This is a genomic window from Streptomyces flaveus, from assembly GCF_014647675.1.
Classification (GTDB): Bacteria; Actinomycetota; Actinomycetes; order Streptomycetales; family Streptomycetaceae; genus Streptomyces; species Streptomyces flaveus.
Map to the genome: position 1 here is coordinate 407,089 of NZ_BMPQ01000001.1, position 13,300 is coordinate 420,388.

The following is a 13,300-nucleotide window of genomic DNA, read 5'->3' on the forward strand; positions in this document are numbered from 1 at the left end:
ACGCCGGCCACAGCGAGTGCTGGCCCTCGTCGTTGACGAGTACGAAGTACGACGCCTCGTCGTTCTCGAACGGATTGGCCACGATGACACCTCACAAGAGCGGGCGGAACTGCGGTCGGAACGACCCTCGGACGTCGGCCTACAGCATTCCTATGGCAGCGGCCTCGTCTGAATCGCCTGGCCACAACCTGCCAGACGCAAGGGGCAGTTATGGGGAATGCAAGGTTCCTCTCGAGTCGACCGGGCGGGACTCCAGGATTCCGCTTCCGGTTTTCGCTGGCAGTCGCGGCAAGCGCGTGGAGAGCTCTGTTCGTGGCACTGTCAGTTCTCTGCCAACGCAGCAGGTTGTCACGCCTTTCTCCTGGTGGAGCGCGGTGCGCGAAGCGAGAATCTTCTCGTGCAAACGCGATGTCGCCTCTGAACCGAGGTGAACGCGGTGCATACGGGAATTTTTCGGCGATCCACGTACGGAAGAAATTGGAGTTCATAAATGAAGTCCGCATTCCAGAAGGTCTCCGCCATCACTGTCGCCGTGGTCGCGCTGGTGCTCGTGCCGGCGACCGCGGGTACTGCATCGGCCGAAGAGCCGGGTTGGCACTCGCCGGTGACGCGCGCCGGCGAGATCGTCACCGACGCGCTCGAGGAGCCGGGCTGGCAGAACCCTCCGGCGGACCCTCCGGTGGACCCCACCAAGTGACCTTTTTCGGCACCTGACGAACAAGATCACCCCGCCCGGGGCCCCGGGCGGGGTGATCTTGTTCCGTGTGACCCGTGTTACTCTGCCGCCGTCTTGAAGGACTTCGGGGGTTTCCTGAGACGGGGGTGGGGAGACGTGCTTGAGCCCATAGGACTGAGTGAGGAAGCCACAGAGGTCTACCGGGCTTCGTTACTGGGTTCGTGCGGCTCGGTCGAGGAACTGACCGGGTTGGTCGGCCGCCCGATAGAGGTCGTACGAGGCGCATTGGACGAATGCGTACGACTGGGCCTGATCCGGCCCTCGTGGGAGACTCCCGGCGCCGTGCACGCGGTCAGCCCGGATGTCGCCCTCCAGGCACTGCTGGCCCGTCAGGAATCCGCACTGCTGGCCCGGCAGCGCCAGATAGCCGAGACCCGGGTGGAAGTGGCCCGCCTTTCCGAGGAGTTCGCCGCCACCCGCAGCCGCCGTCGGCGCAACGAGGTCGAGCAGTTGGAGGGACTCGACCAGATTCGTGATCGCATCGAGGAACTCACCCTCGGCTGTGAGCGCAGCCTGGTCGCCTTTGCCCCCGGCGGGCACCAGACCTCGGACAACCGGGAGGCCAGCCGTCCGCTCACCGAGTCCCTCCGGGACCGCGGGGTGACGATACGCACCGTCTATCTGGACAGTATCTACAACGACCCCGCCACCGTCGAACACGCCCACTGGCTGGTGGAGTTGGGCAACGATGTCCGGACCGTGGCCTGGCTGCCCGCCCGCATGATCATCTTCGATGGGGAGGCGGCCATCCTGCCCATGGACCCGGACAACAGCGGGGACGGAGCCCTCCTCTTCCGCGGCAGGGGCGTACTCGCCGGCCTGTCCGAGCTCTTCCGGCTGGTGTGGGAACGTGCGGCGCCCATCACCAGCGCCCGCCGACAGCGGACCAGCACCGACGACAAGGGGCTGACCAGTCAGGAGAAGGCCGTCCTGCGCCTCCTCGGGGAAGGCTTCACCGACGAGGGCGTGGCGCGCAAGCTCGGGGTCTCGGTCCGCACCGGACGACGTATCACCGCCGAGCTGATGGGGCGGCTCGGGGCCAAGAGCCGGTTCCAGGCCGGACTGCGTGCGGCCCGCCTCGGCTGGCTCGACGAGGTTCCGGGTGCCGGCGGAGAACCGGACGCCGACCACTCCGGTTCACTGGATTCGACACCGGCCGATGCCGCCGACGCTGCGGACGGCCCGGGGCCGGGAGTGGCCGGCCGCCGACTGGCGGACCGCTGAACTTCCGTGTGGTGACGGCCCGTTGGGTTCCGCGGTGCGGCACGCCCCGCTGTGACGCCTGACGGATCGAACCGTCGGCGGACGTCCGTGGGCCTTGGTCAGACCTCGCGGCGACGGACCGGCGCGACGCTGCGGGCGGGCGCCAAAGCCCCGACCGGTGCCGGACCGAGGAACGAGCCCCGGTAGAACAGCAGCGGACCGGCGTCCTCGCCCTCCTCGGGCACACTCAGGTCCACCACCCTGCCGACCACGATCCGATGGTCCCCGGCCGGCACCACACTCTCGATCCGGCAGTCCACCCAGGCCAGACCGCCACCTATGCGCGGGGACCCCGTCACCTCGGCCGGACTCCAGGCCACCCCGGCGAACTTGTCCGCACCGCTGCGGCCGAAACCCCGGCACAGCTCGGCCTGGTCCGCGCGCAGCACCGTCGCGCAGAATGCCCCCGCCCGCTCGATCCGGTGCCCGGTCGCCGAGGTCTCCGCCACCGCGACGGACACGAGCGGCGGTTCCAGCGAAAGCGAGGCGAAAGACTGGCAGGCGAAGCCGACCGGTTCTCCCTCATGGACGGCGGAGATGATCGTCACCCCCGTGCAGAACCGGCCGAGCACATCCCGGAAACGGCTCCGGTCGAAGCGGAGGGCGGTGGCGGTCGAGTTCACGCGTACCTCACAGGGCAGGGGGCGGACGGTCACAGCGCCGCGTGGCGCACGCCGTCGCCACCACGTCGACGGTTCACGCTCCCCGCGTCCTCTACACAACAGCTACACCCCGCACTCGGCCGGACGCGAGACGATCGCATCCGGGGAGTACCGCGACCGGGCAGCAGCCCGAGGTCATAGGAACCCCGTAGGGGGCCGCCCTTCGATAGGTGACGTGCCGTAGGCCGCCGGGATCCTGCTCCGTCCGGCCATCCGTCGAGATTCCTGAGAGAGGCCGGTGTGGCGATCGTGGAGCCCTGGACGCCTCTGGACATCGAACCGGAGGGTATCGGCGGCCCGGAGGAGCTGGTCGAACGCCTGGACGCCATGGGCCCGGCAGCGCTGAGCCAGGTCCTCACCGAGGAGAAAGCCGTCGTCTTCCGGGGCTTCGACATCACCTCGGAGACCCTCGACGACGTACTCGACCGGATCCTGCCGAACCGATTCGGACGAGCTCTGTGCCCCGCAGCGCGCGACCGGAAGATCGACGACGTCTGGACGGTCTCAGGGGAGCAGCCCCACATCGCGGTCCGGCCGTACAACGAGATGAGCTGTACGCACGCCTGGCCCGCCCGGATCGCACTGTTCTGCCACACCGCTCCCGCCGCCGGCGGCGCCACCATGGTGGTGGACAGCGAACGCTGGCTCGCTTCCCTCGCCCTCGACCTGCGCGAACGGTTCTCTCCGGGCGTCCGCTACGTCCGCTACCTGCACGACGGTTCAGGCCTCGGCCCGAGCTGGCAAGACGCCTTCGCCACGACCCGCCGCGAGGAGGTCGAGGTGTTTCTCGACGGCACCGGGACCGAGTGGTGCTGGACGGCCGACGGAGGCATCCACGTCTCACGGATACGCCCTTCCGTCATCAAGCACCCGGTCACCGGCACCGATGTCTGGTTCAACCAGGTCCACCGCTGGCACCCGGCCGGCTGCGGCCCCGGAGACGTCCTGTCACGGGTCCTGTCGGTGGACCGGCTGCCCTGGAACGTCACGTTCGCCGACGGCTCCCCGATCTTCAGGGAAGAGGTGACCCAGATCTGCGAGTCCGGCGCCCTCGCGGCGGTGGACGTCCCGTGGAACCGGGGCGATCTGCTGCTCCTCGACAATGTGGCTCTTGCCCACGGCCGCCGACCCTTCACCGGAACACGCCGCGTCCGCGTCGCCATGTCGGACTGATGCCCACCGCGCCCCGAACATGATGGAGCCCCCTCATGCACGATGCCTCGTACCGGAGCCTGCGCGAGACGGACGCCGTTCACGTCTGGCGGGGCGACGCCCCCGACCATGACGACCCGGCGGTCTTCGCCCTGCTCTCATCGGACGAACGGGCCGCGGTCGCCCGCAGGCCCGCTCCGGTCGGCACCCGCTACGCCCACGCCCACGCGGCGGTCCGGCGGATCCTCGCCGGCTATCTCGACGCCGATCCCCGGGAACTGCGCCTGGGCCGCCGGCCCTGCCCGCGCTGTCCGAACCCCGCCCACGGTCGGCCACGCGTGGTCTTCCCCCGTACGGGACTCGACTTCAACCTGTCCCGGTCCGGCGCGTACTGGCTGCTCGCGGTCACCGCGGAGCGGCCGATCGGCGTGGACCTGGAGATCACGCGGCCGCACGCCGACCTCTGGCTCACCACCTCCACCTTCATGTCCCCGGCCGAACTGCGCCACCTGGCGGGCCTGCAGGACGAGGCGGCGCGTGTCGCCGCGTACTACCGCGCATGGACCCGCAAGGAGGCCGTGGTCAAGGCTGACGGCGTCGGCGTCGTGGCGGACCTGCGGACCGTGGAAGTCGGCCCCCACCTCCCCGGCCCCGTCCCGGTCCGGCACATCGAATCACGCGGCCCGCAGTGGTGGCTCGTGCACGACCTTCCGCTCGGGCCCGGCACATACGGGGCACTGGCCCGGGAACCCGAGAGCACGGGACCGGTCCTGCTCGTCGATCCGGCCGCTCCCGGGTTCACCGCGATCCCCGTCCCCTCCGGGACGGAGAGATGACGCCCTTCTGAACGCTGCCACGAGCGCTCTGGCACAGCGGCTCTCAGGCCGCCCGCTCCTGCCTGGGACGACCGGTCTCGGCGAACAGCCGCAACAGATTGTTGAGCTGGTACACCGACTCGCCCGGCTCGTCCGAGAACGCCAGCAGTCCTTCGTCGACCAGTGACTCCAGCCCCTCCTCCATCTCGGCGGCCGCAAGCCCGAGGGAGCGGGCGGCCGAGCGGGCCGAGAACACCTCGTGCTCCAACCCCGACAGCAGCAGAAGCAACTCACGGTCCTCATGCCTCAGACGGCGCAGCGACATCTCCAGGCTGCGAGGCACCGACAACCCTCGTACCTGCAGCTCCTGGAGCCGGCTGCGCGGGTCCGCCAGTCGGTCCGCAAGGCGCCGCAGCGAGGAACGTGGCCGGCCGGCCAGCCGGGTCGCGGCGATACGCACGGCGAGCGGGAGTCCGGCGCAGTGCCGGGCGATCTCCCGCGCGGCCTCCGGCTCGGCCTCGATGCGCATCGGGTCCACCGCCGCGGACAGCATCCGCAGGCTCTCCTCGGTGCTCAGCGGGGGCAGCACCATGGTGTGCAGTCCGCCGATCGGTCCCAGGGCGGTCTGGCTGGTGATCAGCACGGCAGGCTCCGGAGCCCCCGGCAACAACCCGGACAACTGCAGCTCGCTGACCGCGTTGTCCAGGAGGAGCAGCAGCCGGCGCCGGGCCGTACGGGTCCGGTACAGCCGGATCAGCTCGTCCAGATCCGGTTCGGCCGCTCCCACCGGCTCCCCGAGCGCCCGCAAAAGGCCGACCAGGACGTCCCGGGGAGTGCGGGGCGAACCGTCCAGGTGGCGCAGGTTCACGTACAACTGCCCGTCGGGAAAAGCCTCCAGGCACTCGTTGGCCGCGCGTACCGCGAGGGCCGTCTTCCCACTCCCCGGCATCCCCGTCAGCAGGAACCGGCGGGCGTGCCAGGTGCGCTCCTCGCTCGGCGGCAGCAGCCTGCGCAGTTCGGCCATCTCGGCCTCGCGGCCGGTGAAGTCGGGGATGTCCGGGGGCAGCATCGCCGGCGTCACCACCCGGGCGGTCACCGGGAGCACCGTCGATTCCACGACCGGCTCCCCCGCCAGGACCGCCTGGTAGACCTCGGCCAACTCGGCACCGGGGGTCACCCCCAGCTCCTCGGCGAGCACCCGGCGCCCCTCGTGGTACGCGGTCAGCGCGTCGGCCTGCCGGCCGCACAGGTACAGGGCCTTCATCAACTGCGCCCGCATCCGCTCCCGCACCGGGAACTCTGCGACCAGCGGGGTGAGTTCAGGTACCAGCTGCCGGTGGCGCCCCAGCGCCAGGTCCACCTCGATCCGCAGCTCGGTCGCGGCAGCCCACGCCTCCTCCAGCCTGGGCAGTTCGGCGTCCGCCAGAAGCTCGGTGACGTTCGACAGGGCGGCCCCCCGCCACAGCTCAAGAGCGCCCCGAAGATGTGCGTCCGCCCGCTCCAGGTCACCCGCTTCATGGGCCTCGGCACCGAGCCGGGCCAGCCGCTCGAACTCCAGGAAGTCCACCCGGGCGTTCCCGGCCTCCAATGCGTAGCCGGGCAGCTGACGGACGATCTGCACGCCGTCACCGAGCTGCATCCGCAACCGCGAGATGTACGTGTAGATCTGCGCGCTCACCGTGGCCGGCGGGTTCCACCCCCACAACAGATGACTCAGCCGCGTATCGGAGACCACCCGTCCCCTGGCCAGCAACAAGGCCGCGAGCACGGTCTTGATCTTGGTTCCCGACAGGACGACGCACTCGTCGTCTCTGCGGGCTTCCACCGGACCGAGAATCCGGAACTCCATGGCACCCCCTGATTGGCTGCTTCTGGTGTTCCAGTCTGGGATCACGGGGGCCCGCATGGTGGCTTTCGCCTTGTCAGGAGGCTGCGGTGGCAGGTCCCTGCGGGCTCCACGGCATAACCACCGCACGTCCTGGCAGGCAGCTCCACATGCCGAGGGGGCCGTACGGCACCTGCCGTACGGCCCCCTCGGCATGTGGATCAGGCCGCGTTGCTCTCCATGTCCCGGACCAGGCTGAGCGGACGCATGTCGGTCCAGTTCTCCTCGACGTACGCGAGGCAGGCGGCACGGGTGTCTTCTCCGTGCACGGTGCGCCAGCCTGCCGGGATCTCGGCGAACGCCGGCCACAGCGAGTGCTGGCCCTCGTCGTTGACGAGTACGAAGTACGACGCCTCGTCGTTCTCGAACGGATTGGCCACGATGACACCTCACAAGTACGTCTGGAACTGCGGTCCGCACGATTCTCGGGCGCCGCTCTATACGTTTCCTGCGGCGCGACGCGCCGTGTGCTGCTCCTGGTCCGCGCAGGCGGACATCGGGCCGATACCGGTCGTGGATGACGTACGTTCCGAGGCCACCCGAAAGGTCCTCGCCCGGACGAGGCGCCGGCCGTCGCGGATTCCCTCGTCTGTCCGCAGCCGCCCCGGCCGATCGCGGCCGGGGCTGCCGCGGACACCCCGCTACACCACGCGGCGGGACGCGGTGCCCTTGTCGACGGGCTCCCACCAGGCGCGGTTGTCCCGGTACCACTGCACGGTCTCGGCGAGGCCCTCGCGGAAGTCCTTGCGGGGCGCGTAACCGAGCTCCTCGCGGATCTTGGTGCAGTCCACCGAGTACCGGCGGTCGTGGCCCTTGCGGTCCTCGACGTACTCGACGCTGGTCTCCCAGTCGGCGCCGCACGCCTCGAGCAGCAGGCCGGTGAGTTCCTTGTTGGAGAGCTCGGTGCCGCCGCCGATGTTGTAGACCTCGCCGGCCCGGCCCTTGGTGCGTACCAGTTCGATGCCCTGGACGTGGTCGTCGATGTGCAGCCAGTCGCGAACGTTGCCGCCGTCGCCGTACAGCGGGACCTTCTTGCCGTCGAGCAGGTTGGTCACGAACAGCGGGATGAGCTTCTCGGGGAAGTGGTGGTGCCCGTAGTTGTTGGAGCAGCGGGTGACGCGGACGTCCAGACCGTGGGTGCGGTGGTAGGACAGGGCGAGCAGGTCGCTGGAGGCTTTGGCCGCCGAGTAGGGCGAGTTGGGGGCCAGCGGGTGCGTCTCCGGCCAGGAGCCGGTGTCGATCGATCCGTAGACCTCGTCGGTGGACACGTGCACGAGGGTCCGGTCGCCGGCGCAATGCGCGGCCTCGACCAGCGTGTGGGTGCCCACGACGTTGGTCCGTACGAACTCCGCGCCGCCGTCGATCGACCGGTCGACGTGCGACTCGGCGGCGAAGTGCACCACCTGGTCGTGCTCGACCATCAGCTTGCCGACCAGCTCGGCGTCGCAGATGTCGCCGTGCACGAAGGAGAAGCCGGGATGATCACGGACCTCGTCGAGGTTGGCCGGGTTGCCGGCATAGGTGAGCAGGTCGAGCACGGTGATCGAGACGTCGCCCGGGCCCTTGGGGCCGAGCAGTCTGCGGACGTAGTGGGAGCCTATGAAACCGGCACCGCCGGTCACGAGAATCCTGGTGCTCACGACGAGATCTGAACCTTACTGTGATCACCGAGTACGAACCGGTGGGCGGACGGTACACGAGGGGCCGGCGTCACCTCGACGTCACGGCCGATGAGAGAGGCCTCGACCCGGCGTACGCCGCAGAGCGAGGAACCGCGCAGAACGATGGAGTACTCGATCTCGCTCTCCTCTATCCGGCAGTTGGCGGAGACCGAGGTGTAGGGACCGATGTAGGCGTCGCGCACCACGGTGCCCTCGCCGATCACCACGGGGCCGACGATCCGGCTGCCGATGACCTCGGCACCCTCCTCGATCACCACCCGGCCGATGACCTCGGACCCCTCGTCGACTCGACCGTGCACGAAGGGCTCGAGTGTCTCCAGTACGGAGCGGTTCACCTCGAGCATGTCGGCGGCGTTCCCGGTGTCCTTCCAGTAGCCGGAGACCATGGTGGAGCGGACGACCCGCTCATGGTCGATCAGCCACTGGATGGCATCGGTGATCTCCAACTCGCCGCGCCACGACGGCTCGATGGAGCGGACCGCCTCGTGGATCGCCGGTGTGAAGAGGTATACGCCAACCACGGCAAGGTCGCTCTTGGGCTGGATGGGCTTCTCCTCCAGGCCGACGACGTTGCCGCCCCCATCGAGCTCGGCGACCCCGAAGGCGGACGGGTCGGAGACGCGGGTGAGCAGGATCTGAGCCGTGGGCCGATCGGCACGGAACTCGTCCACGAGGCCGCTGATCCCGCCGACGATGAAGTTGTCACCGAGATACATCACGAAGTCGTCGTCGCCGAGGAAATCCTGGGCGATGTGTACCGCATGCGCCAGCCCGAGCGGGGCCGCCTGCGGGATGTAGGTGACCTTCAGGCCGAACTGCGCCCCGTCACCGACCGCTTCGCGGATCTCCTCGGCGGTGTCGCCGACGATGATCCCGACCTCGATGATGTCGGCCTCGGCGATCGCCTCAAGACCGTAGAAGAGCACCGGTTTGTTGGCCACCGGCACCAGTTGCTTGGCTGAGGTGTGGGTGATCGGACGCAGCCGGGTGCCCGCGCCTCCGGCCAGGACCACTGCTTTCATGGAGCCCTCCATACCTTGCTGTCGAGTCACTGAGGAGCGGGTCTTGCGAGCGTCGATGAGTACGGCAGAACGTGGCGATCGAGGGCGAGATCGACCGTCTCCGCGGCCCTCGTATCGCCAGCAGTTCATCGACGATCCGGACGGAGCTCTCTGGAGAACGCGCCGGGGTCGTCGAGCGTCCGGCGGCAAGGACCACGGTCTGGGGTCGAAGTCGCGCGGGGCTACCGGCTCACGGTCGCGATGAGCCGGCGCACGATGCCGTGTCTGCCGGCATCATGGGTGCGCAGGAACGCCCGGAGCCGCTCGGCGTGCCGATCGCTGCTGCACTGCAGGGGATGGACGACCGCGAAGTGGTCCTCCTCCTGAACGAAGGAGAGTTCGCGCAGCATGGGGGTGGCCGGGTCGGTGACGAACTTCTCCATGCCGGTCAGGGCCTCGTCGGTGGTCATGCCCTTCGGCATGACCAGTTCACCGGAGGCGGCCTTCGCGCTGTAGAAGCGGAGCATCTCCTCGGCGAAGCAGGAGCGCAGTTCGTCCTGCACCTCGGGGGCCTGGATGGCCTCGGTGAGCTTGATGCACGCCGCCTCGTCGGGCAGCGTTCCCAAGGTCAGCTGGTGGCTGACGGTCATGGTGTGGCGGCGCGAGTTGTCCCTGAGGAGCATCACGACGGTGCGGTCGGCCACCGTCGTGAAGCGCTCTCCGGCATCGGCGAGCCGCAGCCACAGGTCCCAGTCCTCCATGCCGGTGTGGTCGGTGGTCCAGCCTCCGACGCTCTCGGGAAGTCCGCGCACATGACCTACGCGGGACGGCTCGTACAACGGCCACAACAGCTGGAGCTCGGGGTGCCAGAGGCCGTTGAGGCGGTGGGACCGGTATTCCTCCTCGCCCTGCGCGTTCATCCCGATGCTCGCGGTCGCCACCAGGCGCGCGCCGCCTTCGAACTCTCGTCGCAGCACGGCCAGGTGCTCGGGCAGCCACTGATCGTCGTAGTCCAGGTAGGCGATGGCTGGCGCGGTCGACGCGGCCAGGCCAATGTTGCGGGGGCCGCCGGGGTGGCCGTGCCGCTCGGTGCGGATCAGCTGTATGCGCTCGTCGTCGTAGGAGCGCACCACGTCGTCCGTGTCGTCGGTGCAGCCGTCGGAGACGACGATCAGGCGCCAGTCGTCGAAGGTTTGGGCCAGAACGCTGTCGATGGTCGGGCGGATGGCCTCGGACCGGTTCCAAGCCGGGCAGATCACGTCAATCGCCGCCGTGGTCAAGGGCTTCCTCGCAGACTCTTCAGACGGCCGTCGTGCCGTCCCCGGCACCCTCGCCGTCCTGCCTACATGTCGGCTATACGGACAGCGCCGGCACAATCCCGCGCGGCGGCGACTGAGGTTCGTGCGGTCGATCGGTCGCCGCCACCGCCGCCGAGGCCGTGGACACCGTCCGGCATTCCTGCCGCCGTTTGTGGCATGTTCGTTGTCTTCGGCAACTCCGAACTCGGTCCTGGCGCGGCTCCGGCTCTGGTGTTCTCAGGCGAAGACAACGGTGCGATGTCCGTTTGGCAGGACTCGGCGCGTGCTGTGCCATTGCACGGCTCGGGCCAGCGCTTGGCATTCCACATCGCGGCCGATGGCCACAAGCTGTTCCGGGGTGACAGCGTGGCTGACCCGTCGGACCTCCTGCTCGATGATCGGCCCTTCGTCAAGGTCGGCCGTCACATAGTGCGCGGTCGCGCCGATCAGCTTCACACCGCGTGCGTGCGCCTGGTGGTAGGGCTTGGCGCCCTTGAAGCTAGGCAGGAACGAGTGGTGGATGTTGATGATGCGACCGCTGAGCTGCTTGCACAGATTGTCCGAGAGGACCTGCATGTAGCGCGCCAGCACCACCAGCTCAACCCGCTCCGCCTCGACCAGGTCGAGCACCTGTTGCTCGGCGATGTTCTTGGTGTCCTGCGTCACGGGAATGTGGTGGAAGGGGATGTCGTACGTGCCGACCAGGTCGTGGAAGTCCGGGTGGTTGGAGACAACGGCGGCGATCTCCACCGGCAGCGCGCCGGTCTGAGCGCGGAACAGCAGGTCGTTCAGACAGTGCCCGAACTTGCTGACCATCAGCACGATCCGCATACGTTCCTTCGCCCGGTGGATCTGCCAGTCCATGAGGAAGGAGTCACCAACGGCGGCGAAGCTGGCCCGCAGCTTCTCCACCGACAGGGGCGCCTCGGCGGAGAACGCGACCCGCATGAAGAACAGCCCTGTGTCATGGTCGCCGAACTGCTGACTGTCCTCGATGTTGCATCCGGTCATGAACAGGTAGCTGGACACGGCGTGCACGACGCCCTGCTTGTCGGCACAAGAGAGGGTGAGGACGTAGTGGTCGGCGGGCATAGGGTCTCTCCGGTGTGTGTTGGCCGGCGCCCGCCTGGGCGGGTGGCAGGGCGCAGATGTCTCACCCAAGCATCGGCGTCCATATTTTCCATATTGAGGTTCCGACTGTGCGGGAAGTGCTGATCAGCTGCGAACCGTTCCTGGACGCGCCGACAGACCGGACAGCACCCTCTCCTGCCCGGCGAGGCGTCCGGTCAACTCCTCAAGCTGAGCGCGCCCTGACAAAGAAGACCGGCCGCTCCGTCTCGGGGGTGACGGGGCGGCCGGTCAGAGGGCGGGTCGGGACCGTGGCCCTGTCCCGCCCTTGCCTTGTGGGACAGAAGGAGCGAATTACCGGGCGTCGGCCTCGCCGTCGACCATGGCCGAGTTCCCGAAGACGGAGACCGCCTGGTAGTAGGTCCACGCCGTGGCCAGACACGCCGATCCCTGGGCACCGGAGTAGGACGCACAGACACGCTTGAGGTCGGCGTAGAAGGCGTTGTCCAGCCGGTCCTTGTTGGCGGCGAACGTACCGACGGCCTTGTAGTTGCGGTACCCGAAGTCATGACGAGCACAGGCGTTCTTGAAGGGGAAGCCTAACGGGTTGTCCGGCGACGTCGTGCAGTAGTCGGTGGACCAGTCGAACTCGTAGGCACTCCAAGCGGCCTGGTTCTGGCGAGCCGCGTTCCAGGCGTCGTAGTTGCCGGCGCTGGACTGTGTCCAGTTGCTCAGCACCTGGGCCTTGTCGGCAGGGGCGGCGTTGGACTGACTGGCTGTCAGGAAAGTGAGGGAGAGTGCGAGAGCCGCGGCGAGCAAGGGGCCGACAACGTGACGGCGCATGCGATGACCTCCGTAAGGGCTGTGCGAATGGGCCCCGAATCCGAGGCGCGCCGGGGCAGGCCCAGCGTGAATCGCGCGTCTATGCCGGAGATATACGGATCCCTCGGTGTCGCGGGGTCTCGGGGCCGACGTCACCGCGCAGACGGGGCGTCAGCCGCTGCCGACAACCGCCCCTGACAGGTGCCGATCCGCCTGCGGAAGGTCCACGATGACCTGTGTCGGTAGAGCCGCCACATGCCGCGACGAGTCCGGCAAACGGCGATGTAGAGACATGCAAGAGCAGATGTAGCGGGCCGATGTGGTGTGTGTCCGCAGGACATGCTTCCCGAGAAGGACAAGGAGTTCACTATGCGGCGGCTGCTGTCGGTAGCACTGCTCAGCGCCTTGACCGTCGGCCTCACCGTGACGGCGACATCCACGTCGTATGCGGCGCCCGGCTGTATCGAAACGAGCGACACCCGTAGTTGGGGACGGGGCGAGGTCTCGGCATGCTTCGAAGACGGAGAAGCCAGGGTCCAGGGCAACGTCGTGGATCTCCTGCCCGGTGGGGGGCTGGGTTCCCCCGACGGGTACTGCGTCGCCTGGTACATCGAGTACGAGACCACGTCCGGTGATGCCTATCAGCACTCGCCGCTGGCCTGTGGCCACCTGGGGCGTGCCGAGAGGAACTTCGACTACGACCCCTCGGCGGGCGAGCACGGAGTGAAGGGCATCACTGGCGTGAAGCGCGCTGTGCTCAACCTCGTCTCCCTATAGGGGCGTTGTGGCGCCGGTGTGTGGCGGAGGAGCACGGACGCTGCCGTTCACGCACCGGCGGTCACGGCATTGGCGGGTACCCAACGCACTCACCGATCGGCTGGGGATGCCGACCGCTCGATCGACCAGATCGCCAATG

14 protein-coding genes are annotated in these 13,300 nt (G+C 68.4%); 5 read left to right on the top strand and 9 right to left on the bottom strand.

Annotation, left to right across the window (positions count from 1 at the left end; translation table 11 throughout):
* Window positions 1-82 (bottom strand): MbtH family NRPS accessory protein (locus tag IEZ21_RS01650; protein ID WP_189320364.1); only part of this gene is annotated, 82 nt, incomplete at its 3' end.
* A 408-nt stretch (window positions 83-490) separates the two neighbouring features.
* On the opposite strand from IEZ21_RS01650, the gene IEZ21_RS01655 reads away from it, so the two are divergent.
* Together IEZ21_RS01655 and IEZ21_RS01660 are read left to right on the top strand one after the other, a co-directional pair.
* Window positions 491-697 (top strand): hypothetical protein, encoded by a 207-nt coding sequence (locus IEZ21_RS01655; RefSeq protein ID WP_189320082.1) that lies wholly within the window; start codon window positions 491-493, stop codon window positions 695-697.
* Between the two features lie 135 nt (window positions 698-832).
* On the top strand, window positions 833-1,960 hold the full coding sequence (locus IEZ21_RS01660) for a helix-turn-helix transcriptional regulator (RefSeq protein WP_189320083.1): 1,128 nt from the start codon (window positions 833-835) through the stop codon (window positions 1,958-1,960).
* Window positions 1,961-2,058: 98 nt separating this feature from the next.
* On the opposite strand, the gene IEZ21_RS01665 is transcribed toward IEZ21_RS01660, so the two are convergent.
* Window positions 2,059-2,622, bottom strand: a complete 564-nt coding sequence (locus IEZ21_RS01665; protein WP_189320084.1) for a flavin reductase family protein — start codon at window positions 2,620-2,622, stop codon at window positions 2,059-2,061.
* 279 nt (window positions 2,623-2,901) lie between these two features.
* On the opposite strand from IEZ21_RS01665, the gene IEZ21_RS01670 reads away from it, so the two are divergent.
* Both IEZ21_RS01670 and IEZ21_RS01675 read left to right on the top strand, forming a co-directional pair.
* Entirely contained in the window at window positions 2,902-3,834 is a 933-nt protein-coding gene (locus tag IEZ21_RS01670) for a TauD/TfdA family dioxygenase (RefSeq protein WP_189320085.1), read from the top strand.
* Window positions 3,835-3,869: 35 nt separating this feature from the next.
* Complete coding sequence (locus IEZ21_RS01675) at window positions 3,870-4,649, top strand: 4'-phosphopantetheinyl transferase family protein (protein WP_189320086.1); 780 nt, start codon at window positions 3,870-3,872, stop codon at window positions 4,647-4,649.
* A 43-nt stretch (window positions 4,650-4,692) separates the two neighbouring features.
* On the opposite strand, the gene IEZ21_RS01680 is transcribed toward IEZ21_RS01675, so the two are convergent.
* The 7 genes from IEZ21_RS01680 to IEZ21_RS01710 form a co-directional block, all read right to left on the bottom strand.
* Window positions 4,693-6,453 carry an AfsR/SARP family transcriptional regulator gene (locus IEZ21_RS01680; protein WP_246567196.1) on the bottom strand — a complete coding sequence of 587 codons (1,761 nt, stop codon included), beginning with the start codon at window positions 6,451-6,453 and terminating at the stop codon, window positions 4,693-4,695.
* 221 nt (window positions 6,454-6,674) lie between these two features.
* A complete protein-coding gene (locus IEZ21_RS01685; protein ID WP_281399366.1) occupies window positions 6,675-6,893 on the bottom strand; it encodes an MbtH family protein in 219 nt (72 codons plus the stop codon).
* A gap of 261 nt (window positions 6,894-7,154) precedes the next feature.
* Window positions 7,155-8,153 carry a dTDP-glucose 4,6-dehydratase gene (gene rfbB / locus IEZ21_RS01690; protein WP_189320088.1) on the bottom strand — a complete coding sequence of 333 codons (999 nt, stop codon included), beginning with the start codon at window positions 8,151-8,153 and terminating at the stop codon, window positions 7,155-7,157.
* On the bottom strand, window positions 8,150-9,217 hold the full coding sequence (locus tag IEZ21_RS01695; protein WP_189320089.1) for a glucose-1-phosphate thymidylyltransferase: 1,068 nt from the start codon (window positions 9,215-9,217) through the stop codon (window positions 8,150-8,152). The genes rfbB and IEZ21_RS01695 overlap by 4 nt, the downstream gene beginning before the upstream one ends.
* 221 nt (window positions 9,218-9,438) lie before the next feature.
* Window positions 9,439-10,476 carry a glycosyltransferase family 2 protein gene (locus tag IEZ21_RS01700; RefSeq protein ID WP_189320090.1) on the bottom strand — a complete coding sequence of 346 codons (1,038 nt, stop codon included), beginning with the start codon at window positions 10,474-10,476 and terminating at the stop codon, window positions 9,439-9,441.
* Between the two features lie 255 nt (window positions 10,477-10,731).
* Window positions 10,732-11,586: a formyltetrahydrofolate deformylase gene (gene purU / locus IEZ21_RS01705; protein ID WP_189320091.1), complete on the bottom strand. Its 855-nt coding sequence runs from the start codon at window positions 11,584-11,586 to the stop codon at window positions 10,732-10,734.
* Between the two features lie 330 nt (window positions 11,587-11,916).
* Window positions 11,917-12,405 (bottom strand): phospholipase, encoded by a 489-nt coding sequence (locus tag IEZ21_RS01710; protein WP_189320092.1) that lies wholly within the window; start codon window positions 12,403-12,405, stop codon window positions 11,917-11,919.
* A 318-nt stretch (window positions 12,406-12,723) separates the two neighbouring features.
* Between IEZ21_RS01710 and IEZ21_RS01715 the strand changes: the two genes are divergently transcribed.
* Window positions 12,724-13,161: a hypothetical protein gene (locus IEZ21_RS01715; protein ID WP_189320093.1), complete on the top strand. Its 438-nt coding sequence runs from the start codon at window positions 12,724-12,726 to the stop codon at window positions 13,159-13,161.
* Window positions 13,162-13,300: the final 139 nt, after the last annotated feature.

What these genes read in the sequence shown, in the direction of transcription:
- IEZ21_RS01655 (WP_189320082.1), top strand. Translation starts at nt 491, where the DNA reads ATGAAGTCCGCATTCCAGAAGGTCTCCGCCATCACTGTCGCCGTGGTC.
- IEZ21_RS01675 (WP_189320086.1), top strand. Translation starts at nt 3,870, where the DNA reads ATGCACGATGCCTCGTACCGGAGCCTGCGCGAGACGGACGCCGTTCAC.
- IEZ21_RS01695 (WP_189320089.1), bottom strand. Translation starts at nt 9,217, where the DNA reads ATGAAAGCAGTGGTCCTGGCCGGAGGCGCGGGCACCCGGCTGCGTCCG.
- purU (WP_189320091.1), bottom strand. Translation starts at nt 11,586, where the DNA reads ATGCCCGCCGACCACTACGTCCTCACCCTCTCTTGTGCCGACAAGCAG.
- IEZ21_RS01710 (WP_189320092.1), bottom strand. Translation starts at nt 12,405, where the DNA reads ATGCGCCGTCACGTTGTCGGCCCCTTGCTCGCCGCGGCTCTCGCACTC.
- IEZ21_RS01715 (WP_189320093.1), top strand. Translation starts at nt 12,724, where the DNA reads ATGCTTCCCGAGAAGGACAAGGAGTTCACTATGCGGCGGCTGCTGTCG.